The organism is Methylobacillus sp., assembly GCF_036844465.1.
GTDB lineage: Bacteria > Pseudomonadota > Gammaproteobacteria > Burkholderiales > Methylophilaceae > Methylobacillus.
In genome coordinates this window covers 36,787-62,533 of sequence record NZ_DAIUFW010000005.1, presented here as the reverse complement: position 1 = coordinate 62,533, position 25,747 = coordinate 36,787, and the positions used below count along the sequence as shown (strand labels likewise).

Annotated in this window: 18 protein-coding genes; 17 read left to right on the top strand and 1 reads right to left on the bottom strand. The window is 54.9% G+C overall.

The window, feature by feature from the left end; translation table 11 throughout:
- The 8 genes from V7Z75_RS08230 to V7Z75_RS08195 all read left to right on the top strand — a co-directional run.
- Nucleotides 1–369, top strand: a 369-nt coding sequence (locus V7Z75_RS08230; RefSeq protein ID WP_334108137.1) for an ExbD/TolR family protein, incomplete at its 5' end; no start/stop codon positions are given.
- On the top strand, nt 369–1,061 hold the full coding sequence (locus V7Z75_RS08225) for a TonB family protein (RefSeq protein ID WP_334108136.1): 693 nt from the start codon (nt 369–371) through the stop codon (nt 1,059–1,061). The genes V7Z75_RS08230 and V7Z75_RS08225, both read left to right, overlap by 1 nt.
- A gap of 56 nt (nt 1,062–1,117) precedes the next feature.
- Nucleotides 1,118–2,740 carry a putative porin gene (locus tag V7Z75_RS08220; protein ID WP_334108135.1) on the top strand — a complete coding sequence of 541 codons (1,623 nt, stop codon included), beginning with the start codon at nt 1,118–1,120 and terminating at the stop codon, nt 2,738–2,740.
- Between the two features lie 20 nt (nt 2,741–2,760).
- On the top strand, nt 2,761–3,414 hold the full coding sequence (locus V7Z75_RS08215) for a hypothetical protein (protein ID WP_334108134.1): 654 nt from the start codon (nt 2,761–2,763) through the stop codon (nt 3,412–3,414).
- Between the two features lie 169 nt (nt 3,415–3,583).
- Nucleotides 3,584–5,062, top strand: a complete 1,479-nt coding sequence (locus V7Z75_RS08210; protein ID WP_334108133.1) for a choice-of-anchor I family protein — start codon at nt 3,584–3,586, stop codon at nt 5,060–5,062.
- Between the two features lie 52 nt (nt 5,063–5,114).
- Nucleotides 5,115–5,795 carry a lamin tail domain-containing protein gene (locus tag V7Z75_RS08205; RefSeq protein ID WP_334108132.1) on the top strand — a complete coding sequence of 227 codons (681 nt, stop codon included), beginning with the start codon at nt 5,115–5,117 and terminating at the stop codon, nt 5,793–5,795.
- 126 nt (nt 5,796–5,921) lie between these two features.
- Entirely contained in the window at nt 5,922–6,452 is a 531-nt protein-coding gene (locus V7Z75_RS08200; RefSeq protein ID WP_334108131.1) for an FxDxF family PEP-CTERM protein, read from the top strand.
- A gap of 294 nt (nt 6,453–6,746) precedes the next feature.
- On the top strand, nt 6,747–7,244 hold the full coding sequence (locus V7Z75_RS08195; RefSeq protein ID WP_334108130.1) for an FxDxF family PEP-CTERM protein: 498 nt from the start codon (nt 6,747–6,749) through the stop codon (nt 7,242–7,244).
- 76 nt (nt 7,245–7,320) lie between these two features.
- Here the strand turns inward: V7Z75_RS08195 and V7Z75_RS08190 are convergent, their stop codons facing one another.
- Entirely contained in the window at nt 7,321–9,369 is a 2,049-nt protein-coding gene (locus tag V7Z75_RS08190) for a sensor histidine kinase (protein ID WP_334108129.1), read from the bottom strand.
- Nucleotides 9,370–9,430: 61 nt separating this feature from the next.
- Between V7Z75_RS08190 and V7Z75_RS08185 the strand changes: the two genes are divergently transcribed.
- The 9 genes from V7Z75_RS08185 to nudB all read left to right on the top strand — a co-directional run bounded on the left by V7Z75_RS08185 (nt 9,431) and on the right by nudB (nt 25,745).
- Nucleotides 9,431–10,159: a response regulator transcription factor gene (locus V7Z75_RS08185; protein ID WP_334108128.1), complete on the top strand. Its 729-nt coding sequence runs from the start codon at nt 9,431–9,433 to the stop codon at nt 10,157–10,159.
- A gap of 316 nt (nt 10,160–10,475) precedes the next feature.
- Nucleotides 10,476–16,574, top strand: coding sequence for an SdrD B-like domain-containing protein (locus tag V7Z75_RS08180; protein WP_334108284.1), 6,099 nt, complete (start codon nt 10,476–10,478; stop codon nt 16,572–16,574).
- On the top strand, nt 16,571–20,782 hold the full coding sequence (locus V7Z75_RS08175; RefSeq protein ID WP_334108127.1) for an OmpA family protein: 4,212 nt from the start codon (nt 16,571–16,573) through the stop codon (nt 20,780–20,782). Before V7Z75_RS08180 ends, V7Z75_RS08175 begins: the two co-directional genes overlap by 4 nt.
- 230 nt (nt 20,783–21,012) lie before the next feature.
- Nucleotides 21,013–21,264, top strand: coding sequence for an FmdB family zinc ribbon protein (locus V7Z75_RS08170; protein ID WP_334108126.1), 252 nt, complete (start codon nt 21,013–21,015; stop codon nt 21,262–21,264).
- A gap of 27 nt (nt 21,265–21,291) precedes the next feature.
- Nucleotides 21,292–21,894: a DUF502 domain-containing protein gene (locus V7Z75_RS08165; protein WP_334108125.1), complete on the top strand. Its 603-nt coding sequence runs from the start codon at nt 21,292–21,294 to the stop codon at nt 21,892–21,894.
- Between the two features lie 36 nt (nt 21,895–21,930).
- Nucleotides 21,931–23,715, top strand: a complete 1,785-nt coding sequence (gene aspS, locus V7Z75_RS08160) for an aspartate--tRNA ligase (protein WP_334108124.1) — start codon at nt 21,931–21,933, stop codon at nt 23,713–23,715.
- 111 nt (nt 23,716–23,826) lie between these two features.
- Complete coding sequence (locus tag V7Z75_RS08155) at nt 23,827–24,738, top strand: restriction endonuclease (RefSeq protein WP_334108123.1); 912 nt, start codon at nt 23,827–23,829, stop codon at nt 24,736–24,738.
- Nucleotides 24,739–25,266 carry an adenine phosphoribosyltransferase gene (locus tag V7Z75_RS08150; RefSeq protein WP_334108122.1) on the top strand — a complete coding sequence of 176 codons (528 nt, stop codon included), beginning with the start codon at nt 24,739–24,741 and terminating at the stop codon, nt 25,264–25,266. It begins immediately after the preceding gene.
- Nucleotides 25,266–25,745 (top strand): dihydroneopterin triphosphate diphosphatase, encoded by a 480-nt coding sequence (gene nudB / locus V7Z75_RS08145; protein ID WP_334108121.1) that lies wholly within the window; start codon nt 25,266–25,268, stop codon nt 25,743–25,745. Before V7Z75_RS08150 ends, nudB begins: the two co-directional genes overlap by 1 nt.
- Nucleotides 25,746–25,747: the final 2 nt, after the last annotated feature.

Sequence of the window (25,747 nt, the reverse complement as noted above, 5' to 3'; positions counted from 1 at the left end):
ATCAACATCACGCCGATGCTCGACCTCGCCTATGTGTTACTGGTGATTTTCATCCTGATGACGACTGCCTCGGTGCAGGGTTTGACCATGAACCTGCCCAAGCCCTCGAACAAGCCGAGTACGGAACAGCACGAGGTCAAGATCGTGCAGGTGCAGGAGGGCGGCACCATGCTGATGAACGGTATCGGCATCAGTCTGGCGGAGCTGGAAAGCCAGCTTAATGCAGCAAAGGCGCGCGACCCGAAATTCTCCGTGATGATCAAGGGCGATGCGCGTGCTCCATATGCGGGAATCATTGCCGTGGTGGATCTGGTGACGCGGCTGGAAATCGAGAATGTCGGCCTGGTGACATCGAGGATAGGCACCTGATGGCGGTAGCACAGATGCAGGAAGAACAAGCTGTTCCGGCCTGGAAACGGTTTGGGGTCATCGGCCTGGTGCTTGTGTTGCTGACAGTGCTTGGTTACGGCGTTTACAGCCTGTTATCGAGCAAGCCAGGGCCGAAGAAGCAACCGGTGACTACGATCAAGATATTGCCCGATACGCCGCCACCACCTCCTCCGCCGCCGAAAGAGCCACCCAAGGAGCAGCCGAAAGAGCAACCCAAGGAGATCAAGGTGGAGCAGCCCAAGCCGGTGGAAGCGCCGCCTGAGCCGCAGAACCTCAAGATGGAGGGCGAGGCGGGCGATGCGCCCAGCGCATTCGGCACGGGCAAGGTCACCAATGAATACAGCGGCGGTGATGTGGGCGTGAAGATCGGCGGCAGCAAGGGGTTGTCCGCCTATGCCTGGTACACCAGCAAGATCAAGGCCAGCATCGAGGCGGCCATTGCAGAGCAGAAAGACTTGGCGCGCGAGCAATACAAGGTTGTGGTGGAGCTTTGGCTTGCCAAGGATGGGCGAGTGGAAAGGATAGAGCTGGTGAGCGGCAGCGGCGAGCAGGCGAAGGATGAGCTGCTGCGGCAGGCATTGCGCTCGGTCACGCGCATTTCTGAAGCGCCGCCCGAGGATATGCCGCAGCCGGTGAGATTGAGGATTACCGCGAAAAGCATGGGCGGGTAGTCAATTTGAAGATGCAGGCCCAATGGCCTGAATGAAGGCAAGAGACGGAAATGAAGATGAAAACAGGGATGATCAAGCCGGCTGCGCTGGCGCTGGCCATGGCTTCGGTATTCACAGCGCCTGCCACGGCAGGGGAGCGCGAATCGCTGGAGCAATTGCGCAGCACGACGATTGGATTGATCGAGGCGCTGGTGCAGGAAGGCATACTGCCCAAGGACAAGGCGGACACGCTGTTGAAGAAGGCGGAGGAAGCCAGGCAGGCCGCCACTTCCACGGAGCAAGCGCCGGATGCCGCCGTTGCGGCGACGCCTGCCGCTGACGGCGGGGTGGTACGGGTGCAGTATGTGCCGGAGTTCGTCAAGCAGCAGTTGCGGGCCGATATCGAAAAGGAAGTCATGGCCAAGCTCAACTACCATGTGGAAGAAGAACGCTTGAAGTTGCCGGACTGGCTGGACCGTATTTCGTTTGAAGGCGATGTGCGCCTGCGCTATGAGCCCGACCGGTTTTCAGGCCGAAACCTGCAAGAGTTTCAATATGGGCTGAATCCAGGGCGCCAGGCAATGATCTCCAATACGCAGGATGACCAGAACCGCTATCGCGCGCGCGCGCGCTTTGGCATCAATGCGAAACTCAGCGACACCTTCACGGCTGGCATCCGCATGACCACCGGGCATATGGATGACCCTGTATCGCCGAACGAATCCATCGATATCCATGCCGCCAAGCTTCAGTGGGGGCTGGATCGGGCGTTTATCACCGCCAAACCCTATGATTGGGTCAGCGCGACCGCGGGCCGGTTCGCCAACCCCTTCTTCTCGACTGATATGGTATGGGACCCCGATCTGGCATTCGATGGCGTGGCGATGGCATTCATGCCCAAGTTGACGGATAGCATCGCGGGCTTTGGCACTATCGGCGCTTTCCCGATTGACCAGGTCAAGAAGGGCTCGGTCAATAAAGCCGATGACAAATGGATCATGGGAGCGCAGGCGGGAATTACCTGGACCAGTCCGAACCAGTCCAGCATCAAGGCCGGCATTGCGCTTTATGACTTCAAGAATGTTGAAGGCATCCGGAACAATATAGATGGCTTTGACTCGCGCTATAACGGCACGGTGATGCCGTACCGGCAAAAAGGCAACAATACGTTCGATGTTTACATGAACGGCAATAACAGTTGCGGCTTGGTCGTGACGGGCTCAGGCGCGGGATACAGTGGCGATGGTTGCGGTCTGGCTTCCAAATTCAAGGTATTGAACTTGACCGGCCAGATTGACCTGGCGACTTTCGACCCTGTGCATGTAATTCTGCAAGGCGATTACGCCAGAAATATTGGTTTCGACCAGAAGGAAATCCTGAGACGGACAGGATCCTTGTACAAGGAAGAGAATGAGGCTTACCAGATCAGGTTGACTGTGGGCATGCCAGAAATCAGGAAGCGCCATGACTGGCAGGTGTTTGGTGCCTACAAGAGGCTGGAGGCGGATGCAGTGGTGGATGCATTTACCGATTCCGATTTCCACATGGGCGGCACCGATGCCAAGGGGACTATTCTGGGCGGCAGCTACGGCCTGGACAAAAACACCTGGTTTACGGCACGCTGGCTCAGCACCCGCGAGATCAGCGGCTTGCCGCTTTCCATTGATGTATTCCAGTTTGACCTCAACGCCAGGTTCTGATCATGAGCATGGCCGGGATAATGGGAAGGATATCGCTGGTTTTGCTGGTCGTCATGGCGGTCAGCGGGGTGGCATCGCAGGCATGGGCTGCCGACAAGGACAAGGCCGCCAAGCAGCAGGAGCGCCGCATGCGCCAGATGATGCAGCAGGTGCAGGCGGAAAAGGAGCAGTTGCAGAGTCAGTTTGAGCAGGAAAAGACCAAATTGCAGGCGGAAACCCAGGCGGAGCAGGCCAGGAATGCGGAGTTGAAAAACAGCATTGCCAGCGCCGGCCGCAAGAGCGCGGCGCTTGGTATGGAGCTGGATGCATTGCGCAAGGAAAAGGAAAGTCTGCAGGTAACCGGGCAGGCGTTGCAGGTCCAGCTCGAAACCATACAGCAACAGCTTGCCACTGCGCAGGAGACCATGCGCAAGGGAGAGGCTCAGCGACAGGAAATGCAGGCGGTGATCGTGAAAAAACAGCAGCAATTGAATGCCAGCAGAGAGAAAAATGACAAGCTGTATGATTTCGGCCTGCAATTGATCAAGATTTATGAAAAGCCCGGCCTGTATCAGAAAGTCATGCGCGATGAGCCTTTTACCCAGCTCAAGCGTGTGGAGCTTGAAAATATCCTGCAGGATTACAAGGACAGGATAGACGAGGCAAGAATAGGCATAAATGACGTTTCTCCCTGATTCCACCCTGTTGATAAAAAATCCCGGTTTATAGCCGGGTTTTTTATGTGCGCCAAACGGGTTAATCATGCACATATAGTTGTCATATTCGTTTTTTAGAATGCATCGCAGGCAAGGTTGCCGCTCATAGGCGCCTTGATGTTTAAGTCAATCGACAGGGAACGATGTAATGAAAAAGAACATGATTTGCGCCGCTGTGGCGCTGGCGTTTCTGCCAGCAGTGGCGAGCGCTGACAGCAGCATCCTGAATGGTCTGGAAAAATTGTGGACGTACAACCATGCCAGTACCGGCGTGGCAGGACAATCTGCCGAGATCGTTGCTTTTGATAGCCTGACCAACTCATTGTGGGTTGCTGGCGTTGCAGGCGTGGATGTGCTCAATGCCAGCAACGGCAGCTTGATCCAGCATATCAACACCAGCATTTATGGCAGCATCAACAGTGTGGCCATCCATAACGGCATTGCCGCGTTTGCCATTGAGAATAAAACAGACCGCACCCAGCCGGGTGTCGTCAAACTGTTTGATACCACAACATTGTCATTGAGTGGCGGCATTAATTCGATCACGGTTGGTGCGCTGCCTGACATGCTGACCTTCAGTCCGGACGGTAGTCGCCTGCTGGTGGCGAATGAAGCGACGCCTACCAATTACTCCGGTTACGATCCCGTCGGTAGCGTCAGCATCATCGATATGGGCAGCCGCACGGTGGCGGCTACTGTTACCTTCGACAGTGCACCTGTATCGGGTAGCTATTTACGTCCTAAATCTGTTACCGGCATGGATTTCGAACCTGAATACATTGCGGTAAGTCCGGATGGCAGCAAAGCCTTCGTTACCTTGCAGGAATCCAATGGTGTAGGCGTGATCAACCTGAACACCCATCAGGCAGAACAAGTGATTGGCTTGGGTGTTAAGGATTTCAGCCAGCCAGGCAATTACATCGACCCTTCTGATAAGGATGGCAAGATAGAGCTACGCCCTGTCAATGCGAAAGGCTTATATCAACCTGATGGCATGGCAGCCTATGAAGCCAACGGCAACATCTACATGGTGCTTGCCAATGAAGGGGATACCCGTGAGGACGAGGCGGATAAAAGCCGCCTGGGTGGCGCTGGCGATGCCAATCGCCTGAACGTGGCCAACCCGGATACGACGCCGGATAATGTTGTGACATTCGGCGCACGTTCTTTCTCCATCCGCGACCAATACGGCAACCTGGTGTTCGATAGTGGCAGCCAGCTGGACGCCAAGGCCATCGCGCTCGGCATTTACGATGATGGTCGTAGCGACGACAAAGGCGTGGAGCCGGAAGGTGTCGAACTGCTGGAAATCAATGGCCGCACCATCGCCTTCATCGGCCTGGAACGCACTCTCAAGTCAGCCGTGGCGGTCTATGACATCACCGACCCATTCAATGTCAGCTACATCGACATGATCGTCACCGATGGTGATGTAGCGCCTGAGGGTCTAAAGGGCTATTTCCACGATGGCTATTATTACCTGTCCATCGCCAATGAAGGTACGGCCACCACCTCGCTTTACCGACTGGCAGCCGTGGCTGCCGTGCCAGAGCCATCGGCCTACGGCATGATGCTGGCCGGATTGGCCGCAATCGCCTGGGCTGGACGCCGTCGTCAACGCCGTTAAGCGTATTTATTGATTCATCCAAATGATTGTCAGAATTAAAGGAACCATGAACATGAAAAAACTAGCAAGCCTGTTGTTATTGTCCACACTCGGTATGAGCAGCCTGGCGAATGCCGATGTCAGGATCACCGAATGGATGTACAACACCGATAACAAGAAAAGTGGTGAGTTCTTCGAGCTGACCAACTTTGGCAGCGACGCCGTCGATTTTTTCAACTGGAGCTATGACGACGATAGCCGTATTCCCGGCACGTTCAGCCTGGCCTCTTTTGGTATTGTCAATCCTGGCGAGTCCGTCATCGTCACCGAGCTGGATGCCACGGCATTCCGCACCCTCTGGAACCTGGCGGCAAACACCAAGGTGATCGGCCTGCTGTCTGTCAACCTAGGGCGCGAGGATGAAATCAATATTTACAACGGCAATGTTCTGGTTGACCGGCTAACCTACAACGATAAGGAAAGCAACGGCCCGAGAACCAGCGGTATCGGCGGAGTGCCTGGCTCATGGGCGGCAGTGGGCGCTCATCAGGCATCAGGCTGGGTGCTGTCTCAGCTTGGTGATGCGGAAGGTAGCGTGCTTTCCAATGCAGGCGATATCGGTAGCCCTGGCCGTAGCGCTTACGCCTATGTCGCCGCAGTACCGGAACCTTCCACCTACGCTATGCTGGTTGCAGGCCTGGTATTGATGGGTTTTACTGCCTATCGCCGCCGCCGGGACAAATTCAAAGTGTGAGGATTGGTCATGGATTAGTCCATTCGGGCCCATGACAAAAAAAATGGGTCGGTTACAATACGCCCCATGCTGTAAAGAAAAAGATTTACTGTATTTTTAGATTGTTTTTATTTTTAGGGGATTTACATGAAATTCATCAAGACATTGCTGGCTTCCGTGGCATTCATGGTTGCTGCTTCCAGCGCTAATGCTGCTCCTGTTGTAAAGCAAGACCTGGGGCCAATCAGCAGCCTCACTTGGATTGATCCAGTGACGGTTACTGGTGCGATCGACGATATATTCACTTTTTCACTGAATGTGCCGGCTGCTGATTTTTCAGCCAACAAGCTTGTGCTGACCTTGGGTCAAGCCACGATCTGGGATTTCAGCAATCTGACATTCAGCGTCTATCAAGGAACATTTGGCTCTAACGTTGTGGCTGGTGATCTGCTGAACAGCGTTAACATCACTAGCCCTGCCTCAAGCGTTGAATTCAGCCTGAACGGACTGACTGCTGGCGATTTCTACATCCAAGTGGCTGGTACAACCAGTGGTCTGGGTGGTGGTACTTACACCTTCGCTATCGCTCCAGTACCAGAGCCAAGCAGCGTTGCTATGCTGTTGGTAGGTTTCGCTGCTCTGGGTGCTGTAGCACGCCGTCGTAGCAAGAGCCTGTAATATTCAGGATAGTTGAGAAAACGGCACCTAAGGGTGCCGTTTTTTTTTGTATTTTTCTGGCTGGTGTAGCTATTGTGTTTGCAGACCGTCAGCAAGTGTTGGATTGATTGTCCATTTCCTAATAAACAGTATTTGGAATAACCAATAAGGTTGCAAACGATGCTGATGGCGTCGTTTTTGTGTTAAGAATCAGTGTTTTTATAATTTTGTATAACCGTAAATTCTTTTGTTTGTGGGATATGCCGGTATAATTAAGTCCGGGGGGATCATTGATTGATCAGAAAAGGAGTTTTTATGAATGTACTTAAACGTGTAATGTTGCCTGCGGCTTTCGTATTTGCCGCTTCTACTGCTTATGCTGATGTTGTGGATCTGGGCGAACTCAGCCCTGGCGTTACTCCATATACTGCTACTGTAGCTGCAGGTGCTTTCAGCACTGACTACACCTTCAGCCTGGCTAATCTCACCAGCGGTGTTTTCTCTTTGAATCAATTGCCACTGACTAATAACGGTGTTGCTGTGTTTGATTTCAGCAGCCTGAAGTTCGACCTGTATAGCGTTGCTGATGGTTGGCAAGCAGGCGCTGTTGCAGGTGGCGAATTCAGTTTTGCTAACCTGGCAGCTGGTGATTACTATGTCACCGTTGCGGGTAATGCCAATGGTGCTTTCGGCGGTATCTATGCCGGTTCGATCAGCATTGCAGCCGTACCAGAGCCAAGCAGCATTGCCATGCTGATGATTGGTTTTGCTGCGCTGGGTGCTGTTGCGCGCCGTCGCCAGAACAAGCTGTAATTTGTAGTGTGGTATGTAAAACGGCGCTCATTGAGCGCCGTTTTTTTATCTATTCACCAAGCAAGTTGCAGCTTATTTAAGTGGCGGCACGTGGCAAGGTCAAGCGGAAGCAGGTTGCCTGCTCATTGCTGTGGACGGTTAATTTTCCGTCATGGCTTTCCAGGATTCTTCTGGCGATATGCAGGCCCAGGCCTGTGCCATGGATGGCAGAGCTATCTTCCAGCCGCACATATTTCTCAAAAATCCTCTCATGCAGCTCTTGAGGAATGCCAGGCCCGGTATTCCTTACCTCGAGATGACACTCATGCTGGTCATGAAACACCCGGACAGTGATATCTGTTTCGGGGGTGGAATATTTCAATGCATTATCAATCAGATTTGAAATCACCAGGTTGATCAGGTATTGATCCCCATGAATCATGGCTGAGGTCGGGCTGAGTTCCAGCACGATCCGGCGGTCGCTGAAATTCAGGTAGTGTTCGACCATCACGCGTGCCAGCTCTCCCAGGTTGAGGGTCTCATGGCGAATGTTCTGGCGGGTGTTGCCTGTTTCCAGCCTGTCCATGCTGAGAAAGTTATCGATCATGCGGCTCATGCGTTGGCTGGCGCGGCGTATTTTGCGCAATGCTGGAGCTAGGACGCCCATGTCGAGATTGGGTTGGGATTGGAGCAGAGATAATCGTTGCGAGGTAGTGTCGATAATGGCAAGCGGGGTGCGGAATTCATGGGAAGCCATGGCAAAAAATTCCCGTTGCGCCTGCATCAGCTCGTTTTGTTTTTCCAGGGAGTCTTCAAGCTTGGCTTGCAAGGCTTGCCGCTCTTGCACTTCATGGTGCAGCTTGTGATTGGCGCGTTCCAGCTGGAAGGTTCGATCCTGCACCCGCTGATCGAGAATGCGTTTGTGTTCCTGGGAAAGCTCCAGGGCTTTTTCCTTGGCATGCAGCTTTTTTTCCGCATCCTGTTTGGCGACATTAATCAGCCCTAGAGTCACGAGGGTAAGCGAAATCAGCGGCCAGAAGATAGGCATATCCATCATGGTGATTGGCGGGCCGATCGATATATTGAGGTTGTGCAGCATGACCAGGATATATAAACCGAAGCCGAGCCAGAACGACAATATGTACAAGAGACGGTCAAAATGCCGGTGGAGTAACAGCCATACACTGGCATAAAGCAGGATGGAAAGATTGACCATCAAAAACAGATTGGTCATGAGGCCATTGAATGGAAGTAATTGGATGCCGATACCCAGGAAAATTGCCAGTTCCAGGCCCACAATTATTTTTGTCAGGCGGAATAAACGGGGCAGGTGTTTTTTAAGCTGAAAAAGCGAAACATAGAAAATCAGGACAGTGGCCATGAACAGGAAGTTGGTCGATTTCTGGATGGCATCTGAAGCTAGGGGCGCAAGCGGGAGTGAAATTTGTGCCGTGCCTGCGAGATAAGCCTGTGTGATACATGAAACACACTGGTATATCGAATAAAGGATGAATACCTCATTGCGTAGCCATATCCAGAGAATCAGGGCAAGCAAGGCAAGAAACAGACGGACGCCATAATACGCGCCAGTGAGGCTATCTGGCTGGGATTGACCACTGATGAACACATGCGGCTGCCAAAGCGTGGCGTGAAAATTGATGACACTGGTGGATTGCACCCGGACGTAATAGGTTTGCGCGCCACTGCTCGCATCGGGATAAAGAGGAAAGAGGAAGTTTCGGTATTGGATTGGCCTGGCTTCGACCGAAAAATGATCTCCAAGCTGGAGCTTGCTGTAATGATTTTTAGCGTCAGGGACATACAGCGACACATCATCCAGAATGGCAGGAAATATCTCCAGCCAGTATTTATTGTTGGGGATATCAGGAAAATCCAGCGTGAATTTGAACCAGAACGCATCTTTGGAATAGCCGGCTATCCAGCCCAGAGGCATAGGGGAGAACGCGCCAGCCTGGTCTTGCCTGATAATCTCTTCAAGCGACGCCTGGCCGGAAGCATCCCTGAAATAAGCAAGTGCTCCTGTTTTGTCCAATTGAATACCATGCTGCATCGGGTTGGGCACTTGCAGGGCATGAGCGTGGAAAGAGCACAGCAGCGCCAGCAGGATGGAAAGTCGTAATAGCAAGCCGCACAAAAGAGTAGAATACCCAGCGTGTTGTTCGAAAGATTATGGATTTTATACGCAATTGAATACCGTTAGCCATTTGCGCGTGATTATCGTTGAAGATGATCTGGATCTTCGTGAAGAAACCGAGCTGGGGTTGCGTTCCCTCGGCTTCGAAGCGACCGGTGTGGCAGACGCCACGGCTTTATATCGGGAGCTGGTCAACAAAAAGTACGATATTGCGATTCTCGATATCGGCTTGCCGGGAGAGAGCGGCCTTTCCATCCTCAAGCACCTGCGCAGCTCAAGCAGCAATATGGGCATCGTGATATTGACTGCGCGCGGCACGCTCGATGACCGGGTACAGGGTTTGGATGATGGTGCCGACGCCTACATGGTCAAGCCAGTCGATCTGCAAGAGCTGGCTTCGGTGCTGAATTCACTGGCGCGGCGCTTGTCCCCGATAAACAAGCCTACGCATGCTCCTTCCGCACCTACCCAGGCCAATGCTTGCTGGAAACTATGTAAAACGCACTGGCAGCTCATTTCGCCGGACAACATCTCCATCCCGCTTACGCCCAAGGAATATACTTTGCTCAACCGCCTGGTTGAAAAGTGCGGGCAGCCAGTGTCCAAGGCCCACATCATCCATGCCTTTGGCGGCGACGTGGACGAGTTCGATTTTCACCGGGTCGAAGTCATGATCTCGCGTTTGCGGCGCAAGGGTAAAGCCGTCACAGGTGAATTGCTGCCCATCAAGGCGCTGCCCGGTTTTGGCTTTTCTTTTACCGGAAATTGCCAGTTCATTTGATCTACTGCCAGATAGCAGCTTTTCCCTAGAGTGTTTCTATCATCCATTGCGATAGTTGACTATTGTTGACAATCTCATTTTCACATTTTAGAAGTAATAACTTACTTTCTTTATAATCATTATCTATAATGATTTTTTGATGATTGTCTAAGGTTTATTCAGATAATTTTCACAATATATTTGTGAATTTATGTGAGTAAATGTCAATGAACCCTATATTAAATAGGGATAAATTCTCCCAGCCTTAAAAAGGTGTCGATATGGCACCTGCAAAAAAACAACAGATATTGCGAGTGTCAGGGAGAAATCTGTGCAAATGCATCATTGGATCAGTCGTGGTAATCGGGTAACCAAACCGAACACTGCCGGTACGGCAAAAATATATGCTTTGTGGGGCAGTGTTGTGTTGGCCTCATTGCTTTCCATGGTTGCCCTGCCTGCCATGGCTGCCGTCGATATATTGATCAGCTCATTGACGGATTCACCTGACCCTGCGCCCCGAGGCGGTGTTGTCGCCTACACAGTTGTCATTGATAACAATGGTGATGTGCCGGCAGATGGGGTAACGCTTACCGTGCCTGTGCCAGCAACTACTTCATATGAGGGAGCGGATGTAGCTGCTGGTGATACATGTGCTTTGGCTGGCGGCAATGTGGTATGTCAGCTTGGCACTGTAGTTGGCGTGGTGAATGGCGGTACCGAGAAACGAGTAGTGTTGAGATTCAAGACTAGTGATACCACCCCAGGCACAATTCCTTTGCAAGCGACAGTGGCAACGACCACTGCGGGAGATAATCCTGCAAATAATGCCGAAACACAAAACACTACCATTGATAATGGGGCTGACCTGTATGTAAACATCACTCCAGATGCACCTAGTGCGACCGCTGGCGGCAATGTGACATGGAGTGTCTCGGGTGGTAACAACGGCCCTAATGCTTCCGCCAATCGCAGTATCAGTTTCGAGATTCCCGGTACATTGAGTTATGTATCTGCTGGAGGGGCGGGGTTTAACTGTAGTCTGGCAGGGAATGTTGTGACCTGTACGGGTCCTGGGCTGGCTAATGGCGCTACTTTCTCCGGATTGAACCTGGTCACCAAGGTGACAGGCGCTGGCGGCGGTCAGGTCACCGTGAATCCGGTGATCACATCCAGCACCCTGGATCCTGACTCTACAAACAATAGTCCAACTGCCACAGTCAATGTGACCATTGGTGCCGATCTTTCAATCCCACAGTTGCCGCCGAATCCGACTCCTGCGATTTCAGGAGGCAACGTCATATTCACGCTCAATCCGACCAACCTTGGGCCGGATAACGCCACCAATGGCATGACGGTGACCTATCAATTGCCTCCAGGGTTCGCTTATCAGTCCGCCGTGCCAACAGGAGGCAACTGGGGTGCCTGTACTGTGGATGCCTCCAACCTAGTGACTTGCGTCAATAGCGGGTTGTTCGCGGCAGGGCGCGCGGACACAATCACGATTACCGCAACGGCGCCGACTGTGACCAGCAAGCAGGACTACAACAACATTATCGCTACGGTAGCGCACAACCCAGGGAATCCCGACGATCCTGTTCCGGCCAATAATTCCTCCATGGTGAATGTCAGTGTTTTTCCTGCTGGGGCAGGCTTGAATCTGACAAAAGAGCGTGCGCCCAACCCAGTGGTGGCAGGTGCGGAGATACGCAGCACCTTGAGGGTAAGCAATGCTGGCCCTGCAGCAACAGAAGCAGGCAAGGTATTTGTTACGGACACGATTGATACGGCCAATGAAGAGTTTGTTGGTCATGAAGGGACCGGCTGGGATTGCGTTGAGCAGACTCCAGCGCTCATGCGATGCACCTACAATGCAGCATTGTCCGATGGTGCGCAAACGCCGCCACTGACGATTGTCACTAGGACAAAGATACATAACCCGGCAAGCAATTATGTTGCCAATAATAATGCGGTTGTGTCCTGTGCTGCTGACCAGCAATGCTGGGATACGGGTTTTCTGGCTGCCAATGCGACTGCGAATGTGACGCAGGAAACAGACTCCATTGATCTTGCGCTGACCAAGAGCGCCAGTACAGCCACGCTGGCCGCTACAGAAGATACCCTGACCTATACCTTGGTGCTGCGCAACAACACCCCGGGCGCTGGTGTCGATGCGCGAGACATTGAGTTGCGTGATCCAATTCCCGGATATTTCACTTCTGCCAATGCAGGCACGACGGCTGTCAACGTCATTACGCCTGTATTAACCAATACATCCGGCAATTCCACCGCAGCATTTACCTGTACGGCGCCAGATGGCGAGGTGCGCTGTAGCCAGGATGGTGGCACGATTCTGGCGCCTGGAGATGTCGTCACATTCACGATCGAGGTGAGAAGGCCGATTCGCGACGGCGATTTCAAGAACGTGGCGTCTGCATATTCCAGAACACAGGGAGACCTAGACCGTTCCAATAATGTGGCTGAAGTGGATGTAGAGATAGCGCCAGTGGCGGATGTGGAGCTGGTGAACAAAACCTTGTCCGCGCCGTCCTCTTCTACTCAGGCTGGCACACAGGTCACCTATGTCATGTCCTTCCGCAACAACGGACCTTCCAGTGCGGCGGGTGTTGTCATGCAGGATCAGTTCACTATAGCACCCGGTGATCCTGGTTTTACTGTCGTTTCCATTACACCAAGCCAAGCGGGTATTACTTGTTCCGGCCTGGATGTCGGAATGGCATATAGCGCAGGATCGCCAACCCTCAGTTGTAATGTGGGGACGCTTGCCTTGAATGCTGCACGTAGTGTGACCCTGGTGGTGCGGCCCAACTGGAAAAGCGGACAAGTTGCAGATACTTGGACGATTGGCAATACAGCCCGCATAAGTACTACAACGCATGAGTCCAATACGGCAAATAACGACAAGAGCCAGACTTTGACTGTCACTGCTGCGGATATCGATCTCAGTGTGGATAACGTGGATAACGTTGACCCGCTGGGATATGACCCAAGCAATGGCGGTGATAACGCAACCAATGATGTGATCTATACGATTCGCACTGCCAATGGTGGACCATCCATGGCAACGGGCGTGAGATTCACATACACAATGACGCCACCCAATGGCAAGACAGTGAAGTTCATGGGCGATAGTGATGCTCAAGCTGGTGATTTCGCAGCGCCTATCTGTACGCCTGTAGGAGCTACTGCCACCGGGCCTGCGCCATTGACGCTGACCTGTATTTATCCTGCTGGTCAGGACGTGCTGGAGGCTGCCAGCGCCAGGAACCGGTATTTGAAGATCAGGATGCTGACTGCGCCAGAAACTGGCGGAGATACTTATCCAAGCCGCGCTACTGTCAGCGCCAACGAGACAGATCGCAATCCTCAGAACGATGCGGAGGATGAGCTGACCACCGTGCGGGTCAGGGTGGATCTGGAACTGAGCAAAACCCCATCGTTGAGCACAGTTTCCCTGCGGCAGCCTTTTGATTGGACATTGCAGGTAACCAACCGGGGGCCTGGGGATAGTGCCTTGACCTCGTTGCAGGATGTATTGCCTGCCGGGATGGAGTTTGCAGGGTCGACAGCACCTAGCTGGACCAACACAGCCACCAATGCAACAGGCAGTTGCACTACCGTGCCTGCTACCCGCACCATGAGTTGTGCCTTTGGGATGGTGAGAAATGCAGAGGCTGTGACCTTGACCGTGCCAGTGCGCATTACGACGATGCCAGCAAGTGGCCGCATCGAGAACTGTGCCTCGGTGACCACCAATGGCGCCGATCCTTCCAGTGTGAACAGCTCCGGGATCTGTGCTGGGGTTGATGTCCAGAAGTCTTCAATCGCTGGCCATGTGTATGGCGATACCAACAATAATGGCATCAAGGAAGGTGGAGAAGCTGGGATTCCGAATGTAACGGTCCGGCTGACTGGTACGGATGCATATGGCAACCCTGTTGACGTAACGGTGCAGACGGATAGTAGCGGGCGTTATCTCTTTGATAATTTGCCTCCTTCTGACGGTAACGGTTACCTGATTGAAGAAACCCAGCCTGATGATTATTCCGATGGTCGGGAAACCATTGGTAACGCAGGTGGCAACCCTGATGGCAATGATCGTATGCGTGTGGTATTGCCGACCAATACGGAGGCTACAGGATATGACTTTGCTGAATTAAGTGTTTCGCTGTCAGGAGGTGTCTTTGTCGATAACAATGATGATGGCATCTGGAATCCATCAGAACCCGGTATTCCCGGTACCACGCTGACTTTATCTGGCACTACCCGCTCGGGACGGAATGTATGTGACGTGATCCCAAGTTGCACGGTGCAGACAAATGCTGCTGGCCAATGGAGTTTTGCCGGCTTGCCTCTTTCCAATGCAGGCGGCTATACCGTCACTCAGACACAGCCGGCTGGATATCAGGATGGCAAGGACCAAGTCGGTAACCTGGGCCAGATTGGCGGGCCGGTGAATGATCAATTCACAGTGAATTTGTCTGCGGATGGCGCACATGGCACGGGCTATAACTTCGGCGAGCGTGTGGATTCAGCCGGGGTGGCGAGCATACGCGGCCATGTCTGGCGCGATCTGGACCATGACCGCGTCTTGTCTTCCGGTAGTGCCATGGATGTTCCTCAAGGCGGGTGGGTTGTCGAGCTGCTGCGGAATGGTCAACTGATTGCCACCGAGATTACCGATACAAATGGCGCTTATGCCTTTACCAATATTCCGGTGCCAGCAGGCGGACAGGATTATCAGATTCGCTTCCGCCATCCTGTCAATGGCTTGGTGTACGGTCAGGCACGGCCTAATGAACAAGGTCTGAGCTATGTAGAAGGCCAGGTGGACAGCAATAGCAATCCTGGTGGCGCAAGCAACAGTGGCGGCGCGCTGAGCGGGATTACCCTGCGTCCGGGTGACAATATCACCGAGCATAGTTTGCCTCTTGATCCGGCAGGTATCGTTTACGATGCGCTAACGGGTGCAGCGGTGCAAGGTGCCGTGGTCAGAATTACCGGCCCTGCCGGTTTTGACCCGGTCAATGACCTCGTCGGCGGCGCGGCGGAGCAGACTACCGGGATAGATGGCGCATACCAGTTCTTGCTCAATCCAACTGCTCCAGGTGGCATCTATACCCTGGAAATCTTGACATATCCAAGCGGCTATTCCCCATTGCCTTCGACCATTATCCCAGTCTGCGCAGGCACTCTGATCGTAGATGCCAATCCGGATCCTGCGTTGGTGCAAACCAATGGCATGGCACCGATCAATGTGGCAAACAAACACGAACCGGCTGCTTGTCCGGCCAATTCTGGGGGATTTGCCCCCGCAGGCCAGGCGACAACACAACATTACTTTAGCTTTGACATCAACAATACGCCAGGGCCTGGGCGGTCTGCGAATGTGCTTAACAACCATATTCCGCTGGATCCCATTAGCAATACCCTGCTCAGGATTACCAAGATTACCCCGTTGGTGAATGTGGTGCGCGGCGATCTGGTGCCATACACCATCACTGCGACCAGTACCGTTGCGCTGACAAGCGTGGATGTATCAGACCGTTTGCCGCCAGGCTTCAAGTACCGCAGCGGCTCTGCTTCCGCTAATGGCGTGCGTGTGGAGCCAGAGGTCAATGGCCGTGACATTCTCTGGAAAAACCAGAATTTCACTGCCGGTGAAACCAAGATATACAAGCTGATTCTCGTTGTGGGCACAGGTGTTGGCGAGGGGGAGTATGTCAATCAGGCCTGGGCGCAACGAAGTGGCGGCATTATTTCCAACATCGGTTCCGCCGCGGTCAAGGTCACACCCGACCCGACCTTCGATTGTTCCGACATCATCGGCAAGGTGTTCGATGACAAGAATGCCAACGGCTACCAGGACCAGGGCGAGCCGGGCATCCCGAATGTGCGCGTGGTAACGGCGCGTGGCCTGCTGGTCACGACCGATGCCGAGGGCCGCTTCCACGTGACTTGCGCGGATATCCCCAATATGGACCGTGGCGCCAACTTCGTCATGAAGCTGGATGAGCGCACCTTGCCTTCCGGCTATCGCGTGACGACGGAGAACCCGCGCGATGTGCGTGTCACGCGAGGCAAGATGGTCAAGCTGAACTTCGGCGCGACCGTGCATCGCGTGGTGCGTCTCGACCTGAACGATGCGGCCTTCGTGCCTGACAGCACTGATCTGCAAGCGCAATGGCAGCAGGCATTTGCCGATATGGTGAAACAGCTTGATGGCCGGCCTTCGGTATTGCGGATTGCCTACGATCCGGGCGGCAGTCCGGGTGATGGGGCGAAGCTCGCCAAGAAGCGCCTGGACAGCGTTGCCAAGGCCGCGCGCAAGCTCTGGAAAGATGCGCATAACAACAATAAGGATGAGGCAGCCTTCCCGCTGATCATCGAGACAGCAGTGGAGGGGCAGCCATGATGAAGAAGCGAGCAATTGCTATCGCCATCAGTGTGATGATGAGCGGCGGGGCTTACGCAGAGTCCTTGCTGATAAGCAACAGGGACTATGCGGCTGAAATGCTGCCGACGCGCGATATGCCTGTGCCTGATTTCGAGCAGGAAGCCGGCAAGCGCATCGACCATGGCCGCGTGGATTTCCATGGCATGCCTGCCTCTGCCGAGCGGCAGGGGCCAACCAGCTATCCGCTGCCTTCCGGCATCAACAGCAGCGCGCTGGAGCGCATGCGCGCAGCGGCGGCTCATGTGCCGCAGGTTGAGCCGCAAGTGCTCACTCGCCTGATGGAAAACAGCGGCGCGGCGCAGTTCGAGTCCGGCAAGGCCGATTTGACCGCCAGCTCGGTAGCCGAGCTAGAAGAGTTGGCAGTCCAATTGCAGGGCAAGAATAATGTGCGCATCGACATTGCCGGGCATACCGACAACCAGCGCCTGTCGCCCAACGCCAAGAAGATATTCCGCGACAACCAGGGTTTGTCCGAGGCACGCTCGCTTTCCGTGGCAGCGTTTCTGAAACAAAAATTAGGGCTGGATAACAGCCAGTTCAGCATCAGCGGCTTCGGCGAGAGCCAGCCTGTCGCGGGCAACGACACGCCTGAAGGCATGGCGCAGAACCGCCGCGTGATCATCCGCGTCTGGTTCGACGAGCAGGAGATCATCCCGGCAGAGCCGGTGGCCGTGGTGCCGCCAACGCGCAGCGCCTGCGAGGCTACTTTCGTGGCGAGAGCGGGAGCGCCATTCCGCATTAGCATCGACGGCGAACCGGTCAATCTGGACGACGGCCCGTTGGAAGCGGACCGGCAGCGTTGCACCGATGTGGCGCTGGAAAAGGCCGATATCCAGGTGCGCTACGATAATCTTTCCACCCTGCCGCAGATGAACGTCTGGCAGACAACCAATGGCGTGGTGCGCGGCGAAGAGGCGGAATTCCGCGCCTGGGCTAACTACCTGCCGTGGATCAAGAAGGCGGAAATCCGCCTGTTCAAGCTCGGCCAGCAGCCGCAAGAGAACCCATTGGCCGTGCTGCCGGTGGATTGGAACGGCGTGACCAAGTGGCAGGCCTCTGTCGAGGATACCGACCAGGTGATGTTCCTGCTGCGCGTGTACGACGAACAGGGGCGTTTCGACGAAACCGTGATGAAGCCGCTGGAGATACTCTCGCATGCCACGCCGCGCGTCACCAGCGACCTGCAACCCGGCAAGGAAGCGCTGATCGGCTATGGCGAGAACAGCCTCAGCCTGCGCAATATCCCGGTCAAGGGCGGCACAGTGACTGTGAATGGCCGCTATATCAAGCCTGGCCAACAGGTCGAGACGCTGGGCCTGAATGTGCCTGTCGACGCCAATGGTCGTTTTGCGATCAAGCAGATCATGCCGCCCGGCCCGAACAGCGTGGAGGTGAAACTGGTCGAGGAAGACGGCGAATTCACCAGCTTCCGCCGCAACCTGAATATTGCCGATGACGATTGGTTCTACATCGCGATCGGCGACATTACCGCAGGCAAGAACAAGGTGAGCGGTCCCGCCCAGCTCGTGACTGGCGACAAGGATCACTATGACGGCTCCAGCCATGTCGATGGTCGCGGCGCTTTCTACGTCAAGGGCAAGGTGAAGGGTGAGTATTTGCTGACTGCCGCCGCTGATACGCGCGAACAGCCGCTCAAGCATTTATTCTCCAACTTCTCGTCTAAGGATCCGCGTTACCTGCTGCGCAACATCAACCCAGACCTGTATTACCCGGTGTATGGCGACGACAGCACCACGGTGGACGATGCGCCGACCCAGGGCAAGTTCTACGTCAAGCTGGCGCGCGGCGACTCGCATGTGATGTGGGGTAATTTCAAGACTTCCTGGAACGGCACAGAGCTGCTGCAATATTCCCGCGGCCTGTATGGCGCGAATGCCAAGTACCGTTCCGAGGACACCACCAAATATGGCGAGAAAGCCACCACGGTAGATGCATTTGCCGCCGATCCGGGCACGCTGGGCGCGCGTGACGAGTTCCGCGGCACGGGCGGCTCGCTGTACTACTTGCGCCATCAGGCGTTGACGATGGGCTCTGAGCGCGTCTGGGTGGAAGTCCGCGACCGCGACTCCGGCCTGGTGATCGAGCGCAAGCTGCTTTCCCCGGCGCAGGATTATGAAATCAACTACCTGCAAGGCCGCATTACGCTGCGCGAGGCGCTGAATTCCACCGGCGCCGCGCCCAGCATGATCAGCACCGGCTCCATCAACGGCAGCGAAATTTATCTGGTCACTTCGTATGAATATGTGCCTGGCCTGACCAAAGTGGACAATTTCTCCACCGGCGGTCGCGCTTCGCATTGGGTGAATGATTACTTGCAGATCGGCATCACCGGCTTCAAGCAAGGCGAAGGCCAGATGGAGCAGAAGCTCAGCGGGCTGGATGCGACGATACGCTATACGCCCGGCACTTTCATCAAGCTGGAAGCCGCCCATTCCGAAGGCGCTGGGGACGGCGCGCAGACTTCATTGGATGGTGGTTTCGCCTTCAATGGCCTCACTCCTACCGGCGAGGCCGCCAACGCCTATCGCGTGGAAGCTGCGGTGGACCTGGCGGATGTGACGGACAAGGCCAAGGGCAAGGTGACGGCCTATGTGCAGAACCGCGAACGCGGATTCTCCGGCCCGGGCCAGATCACCACGACGGGCGAAGCGGTGAACCAGCAAGGCTTCAAGGCGAACGTTCAGGTGGCTGACAATACCTTTGTCGATGCCAAGGGTGACGTGCGTCGCGCTGACACCATAGACACGCAGGCGGTGGAAGTCGGCGTGCGCCAGCAGCTCGATAGCGAATGGCAGGCTGGCGTGGCAGTGCGGCAGGATGAGCGCAACGTGCATATTCCCAATGCCAGCAGCGTGCTTTCCAACAACGGCAACCGTACCGATGTGCAGGTGCGCATGGATTACACTCCCGATGACCATGAAGCCGAGATGCAAGAGGGCGAGCCGTTGCCGAAGAAGGACTGGAGCGCCTACGGCTACCTGCAGGGCACCGTAGCCCGTGACGGCGACCGCGAAAACAACAACCGGGCCGGGATGGGCATGAGCTGGCGCGTCAACGATCGTCTCAAACTCATTGCTGAAGGCTCGCAGGGCAGCATGGGGCCGGGTGTCAAGATTGGCGCGGATTACCGACTTTCCGACCGCAGCAACGCCTATACCAACTATCTGGTGGAAAATGAGCGGGCCGACAATGCCTGGCGCGGCCGCCAGGGCAGTTGGGTGACCGGTACTTCCTACCGCGTGAGCGATGAGATGCGTGTATTCGGTGAAACCCGCACCATGGACGGTTCCGGCGTGCAAAGCCTAGTCAACGCCTTTGGCCTGGATTATGCCGCGAACGATTTCTGGAACTTCGGCGTCAAGGGCGAAGTGGGGAAGGTGAGCCATCCATTGTCGGGCGACCTCAAGCGCAAGGCAGTAAGTTTTGCCTTGGCCTACAAGCGTGACAACACCAAGTACAGCGGCAATATCGAGTATCGCGACGAAACCAGCAATGTCACGGGCGACCGCGATACCTGGCTGATCCGCAATACCTTCGGCCACCAGGCGACGCCGGAATGGCGTTTGCTGGGCAAGCTGAACTGGTCGGTGTCGAACAACAATCAGGGCGCGTTCTACGATGGCGATTACCATGAAATCGTCACCGGCGCGGCCTATCGCCCAATCGACAACGACCGCTGGAACACCTTGTTCAAGTACACCAACTTCTACAACCTGCCATCGCCAGGGCAGGTGGCGCCGTCAGGCTCCGTGGCAGACTATGCGCAACGCAGCCAGGTGCTGTCCATCGACACCATCTATGACGTCAAGCCATGGCTGTCGCTGGGCGCCAAGTATGCCTTCCGCATCGGTGAACTAAAGGACAGCAAGGTGGACGGCGAATGGTTCTCCAGCCGGGCGGACCTCATGATCGTGCGAGCCGACTGGCATTTCGTGAAGGAATGGGATGCCGTGGTCGAACTGCGCAACATGCGGGCAACCGAGGCCAAGGACTCGAAGGCCGGGGCATTGCTGGCGATCTACCGCCACATGGCGGAAGGCGTCAAGGCGGGCGTGGGTTACAACTTCACCGATTATTCGGATGACCTGACCAACCTGTCCTACCGCAGCCGTGGCTTCTTCGTCAACGTCATCGGCACGATGTAAATTGCTATGTGAATAGTGGTGTGTAGATAGACGTACACTGGTACGGACAGCTTCGAATCAGCCGCGAGATAGTGCTAACTATCATGCGGCTGATGTTTTTCTAAGAGCCTGCTCACAATCTTTTCTGGATGGCTACGCTTTAAAAGCATGGCTCCATCTCCATATCTCAGCTGATTTGTCTTGACAGACATGCATTCGGGTATAATTTCGTTTTTACGGGAATTGTTGCGATGCCAATTTACGATTATCAATGTACACACTGTGGTCATAAAGCGGAACTCATGCGCAAGGTGAGCGAGGCCGGCACGACGGCTTGTCCTGCGTGCAGCAAGGAAACCTTCGAGAAACAGGTCTCCGCGCCCAATTTTCAACTCAACGGCAGCGGCTGGTATGCGACAGACTTCAAGGGCGGCAGCCCGGCAAAGAAAACCGAGGAAGCAGTGCCTGCCGCCGCCTGCGGCACCGGTTGCGCCTGTCATTGACAGATCTTCCACATCAAGAATATCCATATGAAAAGTTACTTTATTACCGGGCTGCTGGTGCTGGTGCCCTTGTGCATCACCATCTGGGTGCTCAGCACCTTGATCGGCCTGATGGACCAGAGCCTGCTATTGCTGCCGGCATCCTGGCGGCCGGAAGCCCAGTTCGGCCGGGCAATTCCCGGCTTGGGCGCCATCTTGACCTTGCTGATTGTGTTCGTCACCGGCCTGGTCGCCACCAACTTCTTCGGACGCCGCATCATCCAGTTCTGGGAAGCATTACTGGCGCGTGTGCCGGTGGTCAAGTCCATCTACTACAGCGTCAAGCAGGTATCCGACACCCTGTTCTCCGATTCAGGCCAGGCGTTCCGCAAGGCATTGCTGGTGCAGTATCCGCGCCAGGGGAGCTGGACCATCGGCTTCATGACTGGCCAGCCGGGCGGCGATGTAGCCAATCACCTGCAAGGCGAGTTTGTGAGCGTGTATGTGCCGACGACGCCCAATCCCACCTCGGGGTTTTTCCTCATGATGCCGAAGGCGGATGTGGTCGAGCTGGACATGAGCGTGGATGAAGCGCTGAAATACATCATTTCCATGGGCGTGGTTGCTCCCGGCAACAAGATCAAGCCCTGATTTTTAACCTGATACTTCCAATACAAGAAAATCGTTATGCGTACTCATTACTGCGGTCACCTGAACCGTGAACACATTGGCCAGACCGTCACCCTCTGTGGTTGGGCACACCGTCGCCGCGACCATGGCGGCGTGATCTTCATCGATTTGCGCGACCGCGAAGGCATGGCGCAAATCGTCATTGATCCGGATACGCCGGAGGCTTTCAAGCTGGCCGAGAGCGTGCGTAATGAGTTCGTGCTCAAGGTGGTGTGCAAGGTGCGCGCCCGTCCTGAAGGCACCGTCAACCTCAACATCCCGACCGGCGAAGTGGAAATGCTGGCGAGCGAGATCGAGATTCTCAATCCGTCGCTGACGCCGCCGTTCATGCTCGACGACGACAACCTGTCCGAGATGGTGCGCCTGGAGCATCGATACATCGACTTGCGCCGCCCGGCGATGCAGAAGAACCTCATGCTGCGCTACCGCGTCGCCAAGGTGCTGCGCGACCAGCTCGACAGCCAGGGCTTCATCGAGGTCGAGACGCCGATGCTGACCCGCTCCACGCCGGAAGGCGCGCGCGACTACCTCGTGCCTTCGCGCGTGCACCACGGCCAGTTCTTTGCCTTGCCGCAATCGCCGCAATTGTTCAAGCAATTGCTCATGGTGTCCGGCTTCGACCGCTACTTCCAGATCACCAAGTGCTTCCGCGACGAAGACCTGCGTGCAGACCGCCAGCCGGAATTCACCCAGGTGGATATCGAGACCTCCTTCCTCAATGAGGAGGAGATCATGTCCATCGTCGAAGGCATGATCCGCACCATGTTCAAGCAGGTGCAGGATATCGACCTGCCCAACCCGTTCCCGCGCATGCCGTTCTCCGAGGCGCTGAACCGCTACGGCTCCGACAAGCCGGATATGCGCGTGACGCTGGAAATCACCGAGCTGACCGACGTCATGAAGGACGTTGACTTCAAAGTGTTCGCTGGCGCTGCCAATTCCGCAGGCGGCCGCGTGGCAGCGATCCGCGTGCCTAACGGCGCTGCATTGTCCCGCAGCGAGATTGACGCCTACACCGAATTCGTCAAGATCTACGGCGCCAAGGGCCTGGCCTACATCAAGATCAACGATGCGAGCAAGCTGAATGAGGAAGGCCTGCAAAGCCCCATCGTCAAGAACATCCACGAAACCGCGCTCAAGGCCATTATCGAACGTACCGGCGCGCAAAGCGGCGACATCGTCTTCTTCGGCGCCGACAAGGCCAAGATCGTCAACGAGGCCTTGGGCGCGTTGCGCACCAAGGTCGGTCATGAGAAGGGCCACGTCGACGGCCGCGCCTGGGCGCCGTTGTGGGTGGTGGATTTCCCCATGTTCGAGCATGACGAGGAAAACGACCGCTGGGTGGCATTGCACCACCCGTTCACCAGCCCCAAGGACGGCCACGAGGACCTGCTGACCAGCAACCCCGGCGCTGCCTTGTCCAAGGCTTACGACATGGTGCTGAACGGCTGGGAAGTCGGCGGCGGTTCCGTGCGTATCCACAAACAGGAAGTGCAGTCCAAGGTATTCGACGCGCTCAAGATCAGCAAGGAAGAAGCCCAGGAGAAATTCGGCTTCCTGCTCGACGCGTTGCAATACGGCGCGCCACCGCACGGCGGCCTCGCCTTCGGCCTCGACCGCCTGGTGACCTTGATGGCGGGCGCGGAATCCATTCGCGACGTGATCGCCTTCCCCAAGACCCAGCGCGCGCAATGCTTGATGACCAAAGCGCCTAACGAAGTGGATGAGAAACAACTACGCGAGCTGCATATACGCGTGCGCCAGCAGAACCCTGCTGCGTAAAATGAAATCGCTTGTGCTGGCGGCGTTGCGCTTTCTTGCCGTACTTAATGTACTGTCTGCGAGTTTGCGCCTTGCCAGCCCGGCGCGAATTTCATTTTAAGGATTGGTTAGATGGCAATTCCAGATTTTCAGACATTGATGTTGCCTGTTCTTAAAGCATTAAAGGACGGACAAGAGCATCCATTTAGGAATATTGTTGAGTTGCTTGCCTTGGAATTTAATCTGACTCAAGATGAGTTGAGTCAGATGCTTCCAAGTCGACGTGCCCCTACATTTTATAATAGGGTTGCTTGGGCTAAGTTCTACCTCAAAAAAGCCAAGCTGGTTTCACAAGTAAAACGTAGCTACCTCAGTATTACTCCAAGAGGCCAGAAGGTACTTGCAGATAATCCATCTGTAATCAATATAAAATTTCTTGAGCAATTTTCAGATTTTATTTTGACAAAAGATAATGAGTCGATAGATGAGACATCTAATGTTGTGACTAACGATGACTCATCAAGCAATACGCCAGAAGAAGTAATGGAGAATTCATATCAGAAGTTGAATATTTTATTGGCTTCGGAATTGCTGGAAGTTGTGAAGTCATGTACCCCTCAATTTTTCGAGCGGCTTGTTGTCGAGGTGCTGCTGGCAATGGGATATGGAGGTAGCCGAGTTGAGGCTGGCCGTGCAATTGGACAAAGTGGCGATGGCGGAATAGATGGCATTATTGATGAGGATAAGCTGGGGCTAGATTCCATCTATATTCAAGCAAAGCGGTGGGAAGGTTCTGTAGGAAGACCAGAAATACAGAAGTTTGTTGGCGCATTACAGGGACAGCGAGCACACAAGGGTGTGTTTATTACGACTTCTGATTTCACCAAAGACGCGCAGGAATACGTTAGAAATATCAGTAGTAAAGTGGTATTGATCAACGGATTTACTTTGGCGAGATTGATGATTGAAAACAATGTTGGTGTTTCAACTGTGTCAACCTATGAAGTAAAAAAGATTGATACTGATTATTTTGTTGATGAGTAAATGTCAATAAAGTCGCTCATCCGCACCATCCCCGACTATCCCAAGCCTGGCGTCCAGTTCCGCGACATCACCACGCTGCTCAAGGATGCCGACGGCTTGCGACAGGTGGTGGATGCATTGGTTGAACGCTATGCGGGTACCAAGGTCGATAAGGTAGTGGGCATCGAGTCGCGCGGCTTCATTGTCGGCGCGGCGGTGGCATACGAGCTCGGCGTCGGCTTCGTGCCGGTGCGCAAGAAGGGCAAGCTGCCTGGCGACGTACTGGGCCATGACTATGCCTTGGAGTACGGCACCGACCGCGTGGAAATCCACAGCGATGCCATCGGGCCGAATGAAAATGTATTATTGCTGGATGACCTGATTGCCACCGGCGGCACTGCTGAAGCGGCGGCGGTGCTGATCGAGAAGCTCGGCGGCCATGTGCTGGAATGTGCGTTCATTATCGGCCTGCCCGACCTGGGCGGCGAACGGAAATTGCGCGCATTGGGTTACAAGACGTTCAGCTTGTGCGAGTTCGAGGGCAGTTAGTGAATAGCCAGCCACCGGTATACAAGACGCCGGTTTCAGCCCTGGTGCTGGTGCATACCCGGGATTTGCAAGTGCTCATCATGGAGCGTGCGGACAAGGCCGGTTTCTGGCAATCCGTGACCGGCAGCCTGGAAAGGCTGCCGAACGGCGAGCTGGAGCGGCCGGTCGATGCGGCAGTCCGCGAGGTGAGGGAAGAGACCGGCCTCGATGCGGCGAATTACAAGCTGCTGGACTGGCACTGCGCGCACGTGTACGAAATCTACCCGCACTGGCGCTTCCGCTATGCGCCCGGCGTGACGGAAAATACCGAACATATATTTGGCTTGGAATTACCTGAGCCTGTCGCTGTCCAACTCGCTCCCCGCGAGCATGTAGCTTACGAGTGGGTGGACTGGCGCGAGGCGGCAAAACGTGTATTCTCATGGACAAATGTCGAGGCCCTGCGCAAGCTGGGTGAACGTAACAACTTAACATTGTGAAT